We start from the raw sequence: 15,809 nt of genomic DNA, 5'->3' as shown, positions 1-15,809 counted from the left end.
GCCGGTTCTGTCGGTGGGCTGTGGCAGGATCGCGCCCGCCCGCGACGCACTTGCGGCGGCGATCGGCACAAACTTCCGCATTCGACGATTTCGACTCGATCGCGTGAATGCCGGAATTCCGCCGGATACAGGAAACCGGAAAAGGTTAGCGGAAGGCAAGGGCGCGGTACTCCGCAGAGAAGGCGGCCACCAAGAATCGCAATTCGGCCTGGGAAAAGAGAATTCGCGAAGGTAAGCGGAAAGTAAGAGGGCGGCCCCCGCCAGGGGGAGGGACGGGGGCCGCCGTGGGTTCAGCCCCGGGGGGTCGGACTGAACCGGGCCCGGTTGGACACCGGGCTCCCTCACTGTAACTCCGCCCGGCGCAGGTTCGCGCGCCGGACGAGGCATACAGTTCGGTAACGGCACAGCGCGCCCGAAGTCCCTTCCTGTCATGGATTTTCCGGCGGTGCGACGCGCGCGTGGTGGATCAACGGGACGCGCCGCGATCAAGCTCTTATCCTGGGCACGTGGCCGAACCGAGCAGCGCGCCGTCGCGCATCCGGAAGCCGGGCCCGGAGCACGCGGTGGCCGCGTTCTTCGACCTGGACAAGACGATCATCGCCTCGTCGAGCGCGCTGGCGTTCAGCAAACCATTGCTCAGAGAGGGACTGATCAACCGTCGCGCCGCGCTGCGCAGCGCCTACGCGCAGCTGGTGTTCTCGCTCGCCGGCGCCGACGAAAACAAGACCGAGCGGCTGCGCGCCGAGGTTTCCGCGTTGTGCGCCGGCTGGGACGTCGCCCAGGTTTCCGCGATCGTCCGCGAAACCCTGCACGACGTCGTCGACCCGCTCGTGTACGCGGAGGCGGCGGAACTGATCGCGCGCCACCGCGCGGACGGGCACGACGTCATCGTGCTGTCGGCGACCGGCGAGGAGGTCGTCGCGCCGGTGGCGGAGATGCTCGGCGCGACCCGGAGCGTCGCCACGAGGATGCAGATCGTCGACGGCCGCTACTCCGGCGAAGTCGACTTCTACTGCTACGGCGCCAACAAAGCCGTCGCCGCGAAGCAGCTCGCCGCGACCCACGGCTACGACCTCGCGGAGTGCTTCGCCTACACCGACTCGAGCACCGACATCCCGCTGCTGGAGGTTGTCGGGCACCCGCACGCGGTCAACCCGGACAAGCTCCTCCGGCGCGAGGCCCTCGACCGCGGCTGGCCGATCCTGGCCTTCGAGCGGCCCATGTCACTGCGCACCCGGCTCCCGGCGCGGTCGGCGGGGATCGTGGCCCTCGGTGTCGGCGCGGTGGCCGCCGGAGCGACCTGGTACGGCCTCAGCCGTCGCCGTAGGTCCCGTTAGCCGCTCGCCCGCCACCCACACGGCCGTACGGCCTCCACTTTGCTTGGTCCAGCCCCGAATTGTCCGTCGCGCAGGGTGCCGGTGTCACCCGATCCAGCCTCTGTACCGGTGCACCCATCCGCGCACTTGAAGTGACCGGGCTCACGGCGTAGAAAGTAGGTGCGGACGTTCGGTCGGCCAGGGAACAGGTAGAAGAGAAGCCTGTTCCACCCCGGCAAACCTCCGTGCGCGGACTCCGGGTACCCACGCGCAGCGCGCCGCGGGAGGCTCGTCGTCTAGGGACTGCGTAGTGGGACGCCACACGCCGAGTCCATGTAGGTACGACCAGAGTTGCACGCTTGGTCGCCCGAGAAGTTCGCGCTTGCAGGCGGCGCCCGTGGCCCATGGCCACGGGCGCCGCCTCGTCTATGTGGGGGACAAGGACGCCGGGATGCGGGGACAAACACCCCCGCTCGGGCTTTGCCCGTGATCTGCGGGGCATCACGCGCGACTGGCGGGGCATCACGCGTGACTGGTAGGGCATCTCACGTGAGCAGACAGGCATCTCGCGTGACTGGCGGGGCATCACGCGTGATCAGAGGGGCATCTCGCGGGAGCGGGACGGATCTCGCGTGATTGAAGCCGGGACTCGCGGGATTGGGGACGGGACTCGCGGGATTCGGCACGGCGCAGACCCCGTTCGAGCCTTTGCACCTTGCGAACGGCGACTTTCCTACCGATCCGGGTACGACTGGACCGTTGGTGCGGTCGGTCGATGGACATCGACGGATTCGGTGAGTAGCTTCCCGATACTGGCGCCTCCGAGTGGACTTCTCACGTCCCACCAGGCGCCCGCAACTTTCTGGGAGGCTGGTCGTGACGACCCGAAATCGGAGGTTCCATGCGCTCGCCCTGCCCGTCGCGGGGGTGCTCGCCCTCACCGGTGTGGGTGTTGCGACCGCGGCGAGTGCGCCGCGGGTGAGCGTGGACGCGCAGGCGGAGGCCGCGGCGACGCAGGCGTTGCGCGGGCTGACGCTCGAGCAGAAGGTCGGGCAGCTGTTCGTCACCTGGGTGAACGGCAAGACCGCCGACGAGGTGAACCCGAAGAACAAAACGGACTTCGGCGTCGACACCCCCGCGCAGGTGATCCAGAAGTACCACCTGGGCGGCGTCATCTACTTCAACAACGACTCGCGCGACAACTTCGACGACCCCACGCAGGTCGCGAAGCTGTCCAACGGCCTCCAAAAGGCCGCCATCACGAGCGGGGCGCACATCCCGCTGCAGATCGCCGCCGACCAGGAGGGTGGCACGGTGACCCGGATGGGGGCGCCGGCCACCGAGTTCCCGAACGCGATGGCCATCTCGGCCGGCCGGGACACCGGGCGCGCGACGCAGGCCGCGACGATCCTCGGCCAGGAGCTGCGCGCGGTCGGCATCAACCAGGACTTCGCGCCCGATTCGGACGTCAACTCCAACCCCGTCAACCCGGTCATCGGCGTCCGATCGTTCTCCGGGCAACCCGGCCTGGCCAGCGACTTCGTCACCGCCGAGGTCAAGGGCTTCCAGAAGTCCGTGGCGGCGACCGCCAAGCACTTCCCCGGGCACGGCGCCGCGCCGACCGACAGCCACACCGGGCTGCCGCGGATCGACAGCACCGAGGCGCAGTGGCGGGCCACCGACGTGCCGCCGTTCAAGGCCGCGATCGCCGCGGGCATCGACTCGATCATGACCGCGCACATCCAGTTCCCCAGCCTCGACCCGTCGCTCGAGCCCGCGACGCTGTCGAAGCCGATCGTCACCGGAAAGCTGCGCAACGAACTCGGCTACCGCGGCGTGATCGTCACCGACTCCCTCGAAATGCAGGGCGTGCGCGAGATGCACAGCGACGCCGAGATCCCCGTCCTCGCGCTCAAGGCGGGTGTCGACCAGCTGCTCATGCCGGTGCACCTCGACGTCGCCATCAACTCCGTGCTGGCCGCCGTGAAGTCCGGTGAGATCCCGATGCGGCAGATCGACCAGAGCGTTCTCCGCATCCTCACGCTGAAGTTCAAGCGGGGCATCCTGTTCTCGCCGTTCGTGGACGCGAACAAGGTCATGAAGACCGTCGGCACGCCGTCGCACCTCGCCACCGCGCAGGACATCGCCGACCGCGGCATCACGGCTATCGCGAACGACGCCGGACTTCTGCCGCTGAAGCAGAAGCCCGCGACGGCGCTCGTCACCGGCTGGGGCGTCTCCACGACGGCGTCACTCGCGCAGAAGCTGACCGCCCACGGCACGGCCGCGACCGCGTACCAGACCGGCCAGGCCCCGACGGACGCCCAGATCGCACAGGCGGCCGCCACCGCGAAGAACGTCGACCTCGTCGTCGTGCTGACCAACAACATCGGCGGCTTCCCCCTGCAGACCAAGCTCCTGGACGCCCTGCAGGCCACCGGGAAACCGGTTGTCGCGGTCGCCGCGCAGATCCCGTACGACGCGGGGTACCCGACCGCGGTGAAGACGTGGCTGGCGACCTACGGCTACATCGGGCCGACGCTGGAGGCGCTCGCCAAGGTGATCCTCGGCGAGACGAAGCCGATCGGGAAGCTGCCGGTCGACATCCCGGCCGGGGCCGACGTGCACACCGTGAAGTACCCGTTCGGCCACGGGCTGACGTGGTGAACCTGAACCGGCGCCACTTCCTCGGCGCGAGCGCGCTCGCCGTCCCGGCGCTGGCGGGCGGCTCCGCCGTCGCCGGGGCCCAGCCCGAGCAGCCCCCAGCGCCCGCGCAGGCGGGCCACGGCCGGGTGCTGACCGGTGCGGAACAGCTGGCCGCGCAGGGCTGGCGGTCCCTCAAGGGCCGCAAGCTCGGCGTCCTGTCGAACCCGACCGGCGTCTTGCTGAACGGGGACCACATCGTCGACTCGATGGTCGCGGCCGGCGTGAAACCGGTCGCGGCCTTCGGGCCCGAGCACGGCTTCCGCGGCAGCGCGCAGGCCGGCGGCTCCGAAGGCGACTACACCGACCCTCGCACGGGCGTACCGGTGTACGACGCGTACGGCGTCGACGCGACGAAGCTCGCTTCGCTGTTCACCAAGGCGGGCGTCGACACGGTCGTGTTCGACATCGCCGACGTCGGCGCGCGCTTCTACACCTACATCTGGTCCCTCTACACGGCGATGGTGGCCGCGGCGAAGACCCAGGCCGCCTTCGTCGTGCTCGACCGGCCGAACCCGCTCGGCGGCCGGGCGGCCGGACCGGTGCTCGACCCGAAGTTCGCCTCCGGGATCGGGCGGAAGCCGATCGCGCAGCAACACGGCATGACCGTCGGCGAACTCGCGCGTTTCTTCGCCGAGGAGTTCCTGCCCGGCGAAGGCGTGAAGCTGGAGCACCTCGACGTCGTCCAGGTACGCGGCTGGCAGCGCGACACGCTCTTCGCGCAGACCGGGCTGAACTGGGTGCTGCCGAGCCCGAACATGCCGACCCCGGACACGGCGCTCGTCTACCCGGGCACCGGCATGTTCGAAGGCACGGTGTTCTCCGAAGGCCGCGGCACCACCAGGCCGTTCGAGATCATCGGCGCGCCCGGGCTCGACTGGCGCTGGCGCGAGAAGCTCGAGGACCTCGGGCTGCCCGGGGCGAGGTTCCGCGAGACCTACTTCGTGCCGACGTTCAGCAAGTTCGTCAACCAGACCTGCGGCGGCGTGCAGGTGAGCGTCGACGACCCGCGGGTCTTCGACGCCATCCGGACCGCGGTCGCCATGCTCGTCACGGCGAAGGCGCTGCACCCGGACGTGTTCGCCTGGCGCCCCGACAACTACATCGACAAGCTCTCCGGGTCCGACCGGCTCCGGACCATGGTCGACGCCGGCGCGGGCGTCGACGAGGTCACCGGGGCCTGGCGGGCCGAGCTGGCCGAGTTCGACCGGAAACGTCGTCGCTACCTGCTCTACCGCTGAGGGGGAGACTCGTGCGTGCTAGGAAGGTCATCGCCGCGGCCACCGGAGTGCTGGTCGCGCTGACCACGTTGACCTCGGGAGCCAGCGCCATCACCGGACGCCACGACGTCGCCGGTCGCTTCGACCGGCCGCAGCAGGGGTTCGCCCCGGCGTGGACGACCCTGCGCGACGGCGGCCCCAGGGACGTCGGCCTCGACCCGGCGCCGATCAAGGCGGCCGAGGACTTCCTGGCGAGCTGGACGAGGCCGGACGCCACCGGGCACCCGCACTTCTCCGGCGCGGTCGGCCTGCTGGCCCACGACGGCGTGGTCGTCGACCGGTACGCGGTCGGCGGCGCGCTGCGGTACGCCGACGCTTCGGGCACCGAGCTGCCCGCGGACCAGCAGGTCCCGATGCGCAACGACACGATCTTCGACATGGCGTCGATCTCGAAGCTGTTCACCTCGATCGCCGTCCTGCAACTGGTCGAACGCGGGCAGTTCACCATCGACACCCCGGTCTCCCGCTTCTTCCCGGAGTTCGCCACCGGCGACAAGGCCGCCATCACGGTCAAGATGCTGCTCACGCACACCTCCGGCTTCGACGCCGACCCGATCCCGTCGTTGTGGGCGGGCTACCCGGACATCCCGTCGCGGCGGCAGGCCGTGCTCGACAGCCCGCTGAAGAACAAGCCGGGCACGACGTACCTCTACTCCGACATCAACCTGCTCACCCTCGGCTTCATCGTCGAGAAGCTGACGGGGCAGTCCCTGGACAAGGTCGTCCACGACCGGATCACCGCCCCGCTCGGCATGGCCGACACCGGCTACAACCCGCCCGCGGCGAAGCTGAACCGGATCGCCGCGACGGAGTTCGAGGCGAACCCGCCGCGCGGGATGGTGCGCGGCAGCGTCCACGACGAGAACGCGTGGTCACTCGGCGGCGTCGCCGGGCACGCCGGGGTGTTCAGCACCGCCGGCGACATGGCCGTGCTGGCCCAGACGGTCCTCAACGGCGGCAGCTACCGCGGGCACCGGATCCTCGGCCAGGACACCGTGCGTCAGATGCTGACGAACTACAACCAGCAGTTCCCGGACGACTCGCACGGCCTCGGCTTCGAGCTCGACCAGCCCTGGTACATGGGCGCACTGGCGTCGCCGGTCAGCGCCGGGCACACCGGCTTCACCGGAACGACGCTGGTCATCGACCCGGAGTCGCGCTCGTTCGCGATCCTGCTGACCAACCGGGTGCACCCGACCCGGACCTGGGGCTCGATCAACACCGCCCGCCAGGTGTGGGCGACGTCACTGGCGAGGGCCATGGCCGTGAAACCGGCCGCCGGGAAGGACGCCTGGACGAGCACGCTGGGTAACGCCGCCGTGGCAACGCTGAGTACTCGCCCTTTTACTACGCAAAGTGATCAAGCCCGCGTGTCCTTCTACGCTTTTGTGGACACGGAGGGAAGCACTGATCCACTTCAGCTGCAGGCCAGCTCCGACGGCGTGAACTGGCAACCGGTCACGGTATCGGTTTCCGGACCGGGAGCACCCTCCGGAAACGTGACGTCGCTCTCCGGACACGGGCACCGTGCCTGGTGGAAGGTGACGGGCGCGCTGCCGCAGGGCGCCTCGGTCAGCCTCCGCTGGCGTTACAGCACCGACCCGAGTTACACGGGCCGCGGTGTTTCCGTCGACGGTGTGAAAGTCACCGAGAGCGGCCGATCACTCCTCGACGGTGAACGAAACCCTGCCGCGTTCGTCGCAGAGGGTTGGCAGTTGAGCGCTCGGTGACGCTCTCGTCGCCGACTGTCGACCATTAGTCGGAATTTACCGTCCGCTTGCCGCTTGCACCGCGACACTAAGTTGCCAAGTCGTTAGCTTGACCTCGTTAACAAGGTCGACCCTGTTGGCGACTTTCTGGTCAACGATTAATCGCAAATCTAGATCCGCAGACACGGACGGGTTGCGATCGTACCGAAGGGTGTGGGTAGCCTTGTCGCAAATGCCAACGGTTAGTAACTTTCCGACGGTGAGTGATACCGATTCCGTAGTCGGCACGACACCGTCCGAACCCGTACCGGTTCAGACGGCCGTGCGGGACGCCGACTCCAGCCCGCTGGTGCGGATCCGGTCCCTGCTCCCCGGCTTGGCCCGCGCCGAGCAGCGCGTGGCCAAGGTGGTGCTGGAAAACCCCGCGTCCGTCGCGAGACGCAGCATCACCGAGGTGGCCCTGGCCGCCAGCACGAGCGAGACCACGGTCACGCGGTTCTGCAAGGCCGTCGGGGTCGGCGGGTACCCGCAGCTGCGCATCGCGCTGGCCGCGGACACCGCGCGCACCGAGGCGCGCACCTCGCGCAACCTCGGCGGCGAGATCGGCCCGGAGGACGACCTGGCCGCCGTGATCGGCAAGGTCAGCTTCGCCGACGCGCGGGCCGTCGAGGAGACGGCCGACCAGCTCGACGTCGCCACGCTCGAGCGCGTCATCGAGGTCGTCGCGAGCGCCGGCCGCGTGGACGTCTACGGCGTGGGCGCCAGCGCGTTCGTCGCCGCGGACCTGCAGCAGAAGCTGCACCGCATCGGCCGCGTGTGCTTCTCGTGGTCGGACACGCACATCATGCTCACCTCGGCCGCGGTGCTGAGCCCCGGTGACGTCGCGATCGGCGTCTCGCACACCGGCGCGACCACCGACACCGTCGAGGCGCTGCGGGTGGCCAGGGAGCACGGCGCGATCACCATCGCCGTGACGAACTTCCCGCGCTCCCCGATCACCGAGGTCGCCGACCACGTTTTGACCACCGCTGCCCGGGAAACCACTTTCCGTTCGGGAGCCACGGCGAGCCGGATCGCCCAGCTCACCGTCATCGACTGCCTGTTCATCGGCGTCGCGCAGCGGCACATGGACGCGTCGGTCAACGCACTGGACGCGACCCGGGACGCGGTCGGCTCGCACCGCTTGGGGGTCAGGCCGGACGGTCGTCGCCGTCCGCGGGAAACCGGCAAGTAATGACCGGAGAAAATGTGAGGCGCATGATGACCGTCCCCGTGCAAGCGGTGCACGTCGATTCGCCGACCGAGACCCGCAATCCCCGCACCACGGACATCGACCTGATGTCCACCGCGGGGATCCTGGGCGCGATCAACGCCGAGGACCGCACGGTCCCCGGTGCCGTCGCCGCGGTGCTGCCCCAGGTGGCGCGCGCGGTGGACTACGCGGTGGACGCCCTGCGAGCCGGCGGCCGGGTGCACTACGTCGGCGCGGGCACGTCGGGCCGGCTGGCCACCTTGGACGCGGCCGAGCTGGTGCCGACGTTCAACGTGCCCGGCGACTGGTTCATCGCGCACCACGCCGGCGGCGAGCGCGCGCTGCGCCACGCCGTCGAAAACGCGGAGGACGACTCGGCGGCGGGGGCAGCCGAGATGGCCGCGATGGTCCAGCCCGGTGACTTCGTGCTCGGGCTGACGGCGTCGGGCAGGACGCCGTACGTGCTGGGTGCGCTGGCCGCGGCGGCGCGCCAGGGTGCCCGGACGGGCCTGGTTTCGGGCAACGCCAAGGCGGCCAAGCCCGCCGGGGTCGACGTGCTCATCGCCGTCGACACCGGCCCGGAGGCGATCGCCGGCTCGACCCGGATGAAGGCGGGCACGGCGCAGAAGATGATCCTCACGTCGTTCTCCACCGCGACGATGATCAAGCTCGGCCGGACCTACTCCAACCTGATGGTCAGCATGCGGGCCACCAACGCGAAGCTGCGCGGCCGGACCATCCGGATCCTGCAGGAAGCCACCGGCATGACGATGGCGGACTGCTCGGACGCACTCACCGAGGCCGGGGGCGACCTCAAGGTGGCGCTGGTGCACCTCCTGTCGGGCTCGGACGTCACGAGCGCGGCGAAGGCGCTCCACACGAGCGGCGGCCATGTCCGCAAGGCACTCGACACCTTGCGGGTACGCGCCAGTTAGAACAGATTGCCCGTCATCTGTTCACCTGCCTAACCTCTCAGGTGAGGAAGGCGGGGGTGGGCGATGACGGGCGCGGGTACGACCGAGGACTCGCGGCGCGGGCTTTCGCGCCGCGAGTGGGTGTCGATCGGCGGGATGGCCGGGTTCATCCTGCTGCTGAACGTCGTGGGCTGGGGCGTCCTGGCGGGCTTCGTCGCGCCGCGGCACTACGCGCTGGGCACGTCCGGCGTGTTCGGCATCGGGCTCGGCGTCACCGCGTTCACGCTCGGCATGCGGCACGCCTTCGACGCCGACCACATCGCCGCGATCGACAACACCACGCGCAAGCTGATGGCCGACGGACGGCGGCCGCTGTCGGTCGGGTTCTGGTTCTCCCTCGGGCACTCGACGGTCGTCTTCGCGCTGTGCCTCCTGCTCTCCCTGGGCGTCCGCGCGCTGGCCGGTCAGGTCGAGGACGGCTCCTCGGCGTTGCACGAAGCCACCGGCCTCATCGGGACGTCGGTGTCCGGGGTGTTCCTGTACGTGATCGCGATCCTGAACCTGGTCGTGCTCGTCGGGATCCTGCGCGTGTTCCGGCGGATGCGCCGCGGCGACTTCGACGAAGCCGCGCTCGAGCGCCAGCTGGACAACCGCGGCGTCCTGAACCGGTTGCTGCGCGGCGCGACGAAAGCCGTCCGCAAGCCGTGGCACATCTACCCGGTCGGGCTGCTGTTCGGGCTGGGCTTCGACACCGCGACCGAAATCGGGCTGCTCGTGCTCGCCGCCGGCGCCGCGACCTTCGCGCTGCCCTGGTACGCGATCCTCGTGCTGCCGATCCTGTTCGCCGCCGGCATGACCCTGTTCGACACCGTGGACGGCTGCTTCATGAACTTCGCCTACGGCTGGGCGTTCGCGAAGCCGGTGCGGAAGATCTTCTACAACATCACGGTGACCGCGCTGTCCGTCGCCGTCGCGCTGCTCATCGGGACCATCGAGCTGGTGACGATCCTCGCCGAGGAGCTGGACATCACGTCCGGGCCGCTGGCCGCGATCGCGTCGGTGAACCTGGACTACGTCGGCTTCGGGATCGTCGGGCTGTTCGTGCTGACGTGGGTCGTCGCGCTGACGGTGTGGCGGTTCGGGCGGATCGAAGAGAAGTGGTCGGCGAAGCTGTCCTGAGCGCGACGGCCAGTGCGGCGACGGCGGCGAGTGCGCCGGCCAGGCCGACCCACGCCGGGCCCGCGGCGGCGAGGACGACCCCGCCCACTGCCGAGCCGAGTGCGCCACCGACGTAGATCGCGGAGCCGTTCAGTCCCAATGCGACAGTCGGGGCGTCCGGTGCGAGCGTGAAGAGCCGGTGTTGCTGCGGCACCATCAGCATCCCGCCGAAGACGCCGGAGAACAGCGCGAGCAGCAGCGCGCCGGGCAGCGACAGCACGGCCAGGTCCAGGACGGCGAGCACCACGGCCGTGCCGGCCAGGGAAAGCGCGAGGACGCGGGCCGGGCCGAGGCGGTCGGTGGCGCGACCGGTGACGGTCGTCCCGATCACCTGGCCGAGCCCGGACCCGACCAGCACCCACGACAGCACCGCGCCGCTCGCGACCGGCGCGACCAGCACCGGCAGGTAGACGAAGACGGTGAAGCCGGCGAACGTGCCGAAGATCGTCACCAGCAGCACCCGGGCAACCGGGCGCCGGACCACCACCTCGAACCGGGCGCGCAGCCCGGCCGCGGGCAGCCGGACCTCGGGGATGAGCGGGATCAGCGCCGCGACGAGCACCGCGAGCACCCCGATCCCCCACATCACCCCGCGCCAGCCGAACCAGGTGCCCGCCAGCACGCCGATCGGGACGCCGAGCACCATCGACACGCTCATCCCGGCGGCGACCGTGGCGAGCGCGCGGCCACGGCGTTCCTCGGAAGAGAGCGCACCGGCGAGGACGTAGGCGTTGGACTGGAACGCGGCCGCGCCGACCGCCGCGAGCAGCCGCGCGACGGCGACCACCGCGAACGACGTGCCGAGCGCCTGCCCGGCCATGCCGGCGGTGAACAGCGCCATGCCGCCGGCCAGCAGCCACCGGCGGTCCCAGCCGCCGGTGAGCGCGGCGATGAGCGGCGACGCGATCGCGTACGTGAGGGCGAAGACCGTGGTCAGCTGGCCGGCGACGGATTCCGTCACGTGCAGGTCGGCGGCGATGGCAGGCAGCAGGCCGTTGAGGACGAACGCGTCGGTACCGACGATGAACGTGCCCATCGCGAGGACGAGCAGGACCTCCGGCGCGCGAGGCGATCGAGATCGTGACGGTGCTGCAGGCGCTCGCCGACCCCGTGCGCCTGGAAGTCATCCGTGAGCTGGCGAAGGAGATCGAGCCGCGAAGCTGCTCGCTCGAGGAGTACGACGTCGACATCACCGCCGCGACGCTGTCGCACCACTGGCGTGTGCTGCGCGAAGCCGGTCTGACGACGACGTTCGTCGAAGGGCGGCGACGTTGGGTCGAACTGCGCCGCGAAGACCTCCAGGCGCGGTTCCCCGGCCCTGCTTGACGCCGTGCTGGCTTAAGAAGCCGCGTCCGAGATGCTCTTCGCTTCGCGCGCACCCGCTTCGAACGCTTCGCAACAGAAGAGCAGCCACGCGCGTACGCCTTCGGACGTCCCGCTCGCGAAGCCTTCGGCAGCTTCCAAGTACTTGGGCACCCGGCGGAAGAACGCCACCTCGGGCACGCTCAGCGCCTTCGGGTCCAGGCCCGTCGCGACCATCGTCAGCCGTGCGGCTGCGCGCGCCACGACGCCGTCCGCGCTGCCGAACGGCTTGAGCGCCAGCAGTTCGCCGTGCACCACGGCCGTCAGGACCGGGCCGGGCACCGACGTCGCCCCGGTCACCAGCTGGGCCAGCAGCTCCAGGCGGCCACCGCCGGAATGCGGGCGCCCCAACGCATCCGGGTCGTCGACGAGGTCCGCGGCGGCCAGGACGTGCAGCCGCGCCAGCGCCTGCATCGGCGCGCGGCGCCACGTCGGAAGGAGCGTCTCCAGGGTCTCCGCGACGCGCAGCGCGCCGGCGAGGACGGGGTCGTCGACCTCGCCGTCGGCGGGCAGTTCCGGGTTCGCGCCCTCGATGCCGGCGGACGCGCGGGCCGCGCGGACCGAGGCTTCGGCCGCGGTCGCCGCGCCGCCGCGGAGGTTGGCCGGGAGGCGGTGCACCGCGAACACGGCGTCCTGCGCGGACTTCGCCGCCGCGGCGACGCCTTCGAGGTCGAGCAGCGGCTTCAGCGGGTCGCTCATGCGTCGAGCACCTGTCCTTCGCGGGTGACCACGGGCGGCAGCACCGACCACGGGAAGTTGATCCACTTGTCGGTGTGCCGCCAGACGTACTCGCACTTCACCGTCGAATGCGGCTTCTCGTAGACGACCGCCGAGCGCACCTCGGCGACGTGGTCGAGGCAGAAGTCGCGGACGAGCTTGAGCGTCGCGCCGGTGTCGGCGACGTCGTCGGCGATCAGCACCTTCTTGCTCGTGAGGTCGACGACGTTGGGCACCGGCGGCAGCATCACCGGCAGGTCGAGGCGCTGGTCGACGCCGGTGTAGAACTCGACGTTCATCACGTGCAGGTTCTTCACGTCGAGCGCGTAGCCGAGCGCGCCGGCGACGAAGAGGCCGCCGCGGGCGATGGAGAGGACGAGGTCCGGCGCGAAGCCGTCGTCGGCGATGGTGTGAGCCAGTTCACGGCTCGCCGTGCCGAACAGCTCCCAGCTCAGCTCTTCCCGCTCTTCGGCCATCGATCTCGCCCTTCGTCGTGGTCCGCCGAGCATAGGCAACGCCGAAGTGGCCCTTGGAAACGCTCGAAAATTGGCTATCAGACAGCGCCACTCCCGCGTTTACGGTGATCACGTGAGCGACTGGAGCACCCGACCGACCCTGTCCGGCGAGCACGTCCGCCTGGAGCCGTTGACGCACGAGCACGCCAAGGGCCTGTTCGAGGCCGGCGCCGACCCGGGCATCTGGGCGTGGCTGAGCCTGCGCCGGCCCGCGGACCTCCCCGCCGCCGAGGCGATGGTCGAGCAGATCCTGGCCGACCCCGACCGGCGGCCGTGGGCGCAGGTCGACGTCGCGTCCGGCCGCGTCGCCGGGACGACGTCGTACTACCAGGTTGTCGAGAAGCACCGGATCCTGTCGATCGGGCACACCTGGATCGGCGCGGACTGGCAGCGCACCGGGCTGAACACCGAGTCGAAGCTGCTCCTGCTCGAGTACGCCTTCGAAACCCTTGGCGCGCAACGCGTCTCCTGGGAGACCGACATCCGCAACCTGCGCTCGCAACGCGCCATCGAACGACTTGGCGCGCTTCGGGAAGGTGTCCTGCGGGCGCACCGGATCCGGCCGGACGGCTCGTCGCGCGACACCGTCACCTACTCGATGCTGGCACCGGAGTGGCCCGCGGCGAAGGCCCGGCTGAACGAACGCTTAGTCACCGGGGCTCGACTGCCCCGGTGACACGGAGGGCAACGTGGGTGCAACCTTTTACAAGGCGGACTAACGTCGCTAGCGTGCCGCTAGCCGTCGTTTCGGCGCACTACAGGAGGCCTTGCACCATGACCGAGCAGTCCCCAGCCCTGGACAACCTGCTCACCGAGAGCCGCACCTTCCCGCCCAGCGAAGATTTCGCTGCTCAGGCCAATGCGAAGGCCGACCTCTACGCCGAGGCGGACGCCGATCGCGAAGCGTTCTGGGCGAAGCAGGCCGAGCGGCTCACGTGGGACACGAAGTGGACCACGGTACTGGACTGGACCAATGCGCCGTTCGCGAAATGGTTCGTCGGCGGCAAGCTGAACGTCGCGTACAACTGCGTCGACCGGCACGTCGAGTCCGGCCACGGCGAGCAGGTCGCGATCCACTGGGTCGGCGAGCCGGGTGACACCCGGGACATCACCTACGCCGAGCTGAAGACCGAGGTTTCCAAGGCCGCCAACGCACTCGTGTCGCTGGGCGTCACCGCCGGCGACGTCGTGGCGATCCAGCTGCAGATGGTCCCCGAGGCCATCTTCGCGATGCTCGCGTGCGCGCGGATCGGCGCGCTGCACAGCGTCGTCTTCGGCGGCTTCTCGCCGACGGCGCTGCGAGCCCGTGTCGACGACGCCGCCGCGAAGCTCGTCATCACCTCCGACGGCCAGTTCCGCCGCGGCAAGGCCGCGCCGATGAAGGCCAATGTCGACGAAGCGCTCGAAGGCGCCGAGACGGTCGAGAAGGTCATCGTCGTGAAGCGCACGGGCGACCAGCTCGAGGGCGAAGTGCCGTGGACGGACGGCCGCGACCTCTGGTGGCACGAGCTCGTCGACGGACAGTCCGAAGAGCACACTCCCGAGGCCTTCGACAGCGAGCACCCGCTGTTCATCCTCTACACCTCCGGCACCACCGGGAAGCCGAAGGGCATCCTGCACACCTCCGGCGGCTACCTGACGCAGACGGCTTACACGCACCACAACGTCTTCGACCACAAGGCCGGCGAGGACGTCTACTGGTGCACCGCGGACATCGGCTGGATCACCGGCCACAGCTACATCGTCTACGGCCCGCTCGCGAACCGCGTCACGCAGGTCGTCTACGAAGGCACGCCGAACACCCCGCACGAGGGCCGCCACTGGGAGATCATCCAGAAGTACAAGGTCTCCATCTACTACACGGCGCCGACGCTGATCCGCACCTTCATGAAGTGGGGCGCGGAAATCCCGGAGAAGTACGACCTCACGTCGCTGCGCGTGCTGGGCTCGGTCGGCGAGCCGATCAACCCCGAGGCGTGGATCTGGTACCGCGAGACCATCGGCGCCGGCCGGACCCCGGTTGTCGACACGTGGTGGCAGACCGAGACCGGCGCGATCATGATCTCGCCGCTGCCGGGCGTCACCGCCGCCAAGCCGGGTTCGGCGCAGAAGGCGCTGCCGGGTGTCTCCGCGAAGATCGTCGACGACCAAGCGCAGGAGGTCGGTCCCGGCGGCGGCGGGTACCTGGTGCTCGACAAGCCGTGGCCGTCGATGCTGCGCGGCATCTGGGGCGACGAGGAGCGCTACAAGGAGACGTACTGGTCGCGCTTCAGGGAGCAGGGCTTCTACTTCGCCGGCGACGGCGCGAAGTACGACAACGACGGTGACGTCTGGCTGCTGGGCCGCGTCGACGACGTCATGAACGTGTCCGGGCACCGCATCTCGACGACCGAGGTCGAGTCGGCGCTGGTGTCGCACCCGACGGTGGCCGAGGCCGCGGTCGTCGGCGCGACCGACCCGACGACCGGCCAGGGCATCGTCGCGTTCGTGATCCTGCGCGGCAACGCCGTGGACGGCGGCGAGGAGGCCATCCAGGCGCTGCGCAACCACGTCGCCAAGGAGATCGGGCCGATCGCGAAGCCGCGGCAGATCATGGTCGTGCCGGAGCTGCCGAAGACGCGCTCGGGCAAGATCATGCGCCGCCTGCTGCGCGACGTCGCGGAGAACCGGCAGGTCGGCGACGTCACCACGCTGGCCGACTCGTCGGTGATGGACCTGATCTCGTCGGGCCTGCAGTCCGGCAAGTCCGAGGAGTGAGCTAGCGTTCTGCCAGTCAGGGCCCTTCCGGTTTTGCGCCGGGAGGGCTCTGTCATGGAACCCCCG

General features: G+C 69.8%; 12 protein-coding genes and 1 pseudogene. 10 read left to right on the top strand and 3 right to left on the bottom strand.

What is annotated here, in order from left to right:
• The first annotated feature begins 506 nt into the window (after positions 1 to 506).
• From ACH54P_RS32315 to nicT, 7 genes are all read left to right on the top strand, one after another.
• Positions 507 to 1,337, top strand: coding sequence for an HAD family hydrolase (locus ACH54P_RS32315; protein ID WP_489907094.1), 831 nt, complete (start codon positions 507 to 509; stop codon positions 1,335 to 1,337).
• 906 nt (positions 1,338 to 2,243) lie between these two features.
• Complete coding sequence (locus tag ACH54P_RS32310) at positions 2,244 to 3,983, top strand: glycoside hydrolase family 3 protein (RefSeq protein ID WP_489916750.1); 1,740 nt, start codon at positions 2,244 to 2,246, stop codon at positions 3,981 to 3,983.
• Positions 3,980 to 5,260 (top strand): exo-beta-N-acetylmuramidase NamZ family protein, encoded by a 1,281-nt coding sequence (locus ACH54P_RS32305; protein ID WP_489907093.1) that lies wholly within the window; start codon positions 3,980 to 3,982, stop codon positions 5,258 to 5,260. Before ACH54P_RS32310 ends, ACH54P_RS32305 begins: the two co-directional genes overlap by 4 nt.
• A 47-nt stretch (positions 5,261 to 5,307) precedes the next feature.
• Entirely contained in the window at positions 5,308 to 7,029 is a 1,722-nt protein-coding gene (locus ACH54P_RS32300; protein ID WP_489916748.1) for a serine hydrolase domain-containing protein, read from the top strand.
• A gap of 238 nt (positions 7,030 to 7,267) precedes the next feature.
• Positions 7,268 to 8,242, top strand: a complete 975-nt coding sequence (locus tag ACH54P_RS32295; RefSeq protein WP_489907092.1) for a MurR/RpiR family transcriptional regulator — start codon at positions 7,268 to 7,270, stop codon at positions 8,240 to 8,242.
• Between the two features lie 23 nt (positions 8,243 to 8,265).
• Positions 8,266 to 9,195 (top strand): N-acetylmuramic acid 6-phosphate etherase, encoded by a 930-nt coding sequence (locus ACH54P_RS32290; RefSeq protein WP_489907091.1) that lies wholly within the window; start codon positions 8,266 to 8,268, stop codon positions 9,193 to 9,195.
• 63 nt (positions 9,196 to 9,258) lie between these two features.
• Positions 9,259 to 10,353, top strand: a complete 1,095-nt coding sequence (gene nicT, locus ACH54P_RS32285; RefSeq protein WP_489907090.1) for a Nickel transporter NicT — start codon at positions 9,259 to 9,261, stop codon at positions 10,351 to 10,353.
• On the opposite strand, the pseudogene ACH54P_RS32280 reads toward nicT, so the two are convergent.
• Positions 10,337 to 11,428 (bottom strand): annotated as a pseudogene (locus tag ACH54P_RS32280) (MFS transporter); the annotation flags it as partial. The gene nicT and the pseudogene ACH54P_RS32280 sit on opposite strands and share 17 nt — an antisense overlap.
• 44 nt (positions 11,429 to 11,472) lie before the next feature.
• Between ACH54P_RS32280 and ACH54P_RS32275 the strand changes: the two are divergent.
• A complete protein-coding gene (locus tag ACH54P_RS32275; RefSeq protein ID WP_489907089.1) occupies positions 11,473 to 11,718 on the top strand; it encodes an ArsR/SmtB family transcription factor in 246 nt (81 codons plus the stop codon).
• Positions 11,719 to 11,730: 12 nt separating this feature from the next.
• Here the strand turns inward: ACH54P_RS32275 and ACH54P_RS32270 are convergent, their stop codons facing one another.
• Positions 11,731 to 12,453 (bottom strand): Fic family protein, encoded by a 723-nt coding sequence (locus ACH54P_RS32270; RefSeq protein ID WP_489907088.1) that lies wholly within the window; start codon positions 12,451 to 12,453, stop codon positions 11,731 to 11,733.
• Positions 12,450 to 12,947 (bottom strand): phosphoribosyltransferase, encoded by a 498-nt coding sequence (locus ACH54P_RS32265; RefSeq protein ID WP_489907087.1) that lies wholly within the window; start codon positions 12,945 to 12,947, stop codon positions 12,450 to 12,452. Before ACH54P_RS32265 ends, ACH54P_RS32270 begins: the two co-directional genes overlap by 4 nt.
• A 112-nt stretch (positions 12,948 to 13,059) precedes the next feature.
• Here ACH54P_RS32265 and ACH54P_RS32260 point away from each other — a divergent pair, with 112 nt between their 5' ends.
• Entirely contained in the window at positions 13,060 to 13,662 is a 603-nt protein-coding gene (locus ACH54P_RS32260) for a GNAT family N-acetyltransferase (protein WP_489907086.1), read from the top strand.
• 98 nt (positions 13,663 to 13,760) lie between these two features.
• The gene (gene acs, locus ACH54P_RS32255; RefSeq protein ID WP_489907085.1) at positions 13,761 to 15,743 is read left to right on the top strand and encodes an acetate--CoA ligase; all 1,983 of its coding nucleotides are present in this window, start codon (positions 13,761 to 13,763) and stop codon (positions 15,741 to 15,743) included.
• The last annotated feature ends 66 nt before the right edge of the window (positions 15,744 to 15,809 follow it).

It is taken from the genome of Amycolatopsis sp. N2S4-7 (assembly GCF_058119595.1).
This window is presented reverse-complemented; position numbering and strand designations above follow the sequence as displayed.

What these genes read in the sequence shown, in the direction of transcription:
- acs (WP_489907085.1), top strand. Translation starts at nt 13,761, where the DNA reads ATGACCGAGCAGTCCCCAGCCCTGGACAACCTGCTCACCGAGAGCCGC.
- ACH54P_RS32290 (WP_489907091.1), top strand. Translation starts at nt 8,266, where the DNA reads ATGATGACCGTCCCCGTGCAAGCGGTGCACGTCGATTCGCCGACCGAG.
- ACH54P_RS32265 (WP_489907087.1), bottom strand. Translation starts at nt 12,947, where the DNA reads ATGGCCGAAGAGCGGGAAGAGCTGAGCTGGGAGCTGTTCGGCACGGCG.
- ACH54P_RS32270 (WP_489907088.1), bottom strand. Translation starts at nt 12,453, where the DNA reads ATGAGCGACCCGCTGAAGCCGCTGCTCGACCTCGAAGGCGTCGCCGCG.
- nicT (WP_489907090.1), top strand. Translation starts at nt 9,259, where the DNA reads ATGACGGGCGCGGGTACGACCGAGGACTCGCGGCGCGGGCTTTCGCGC.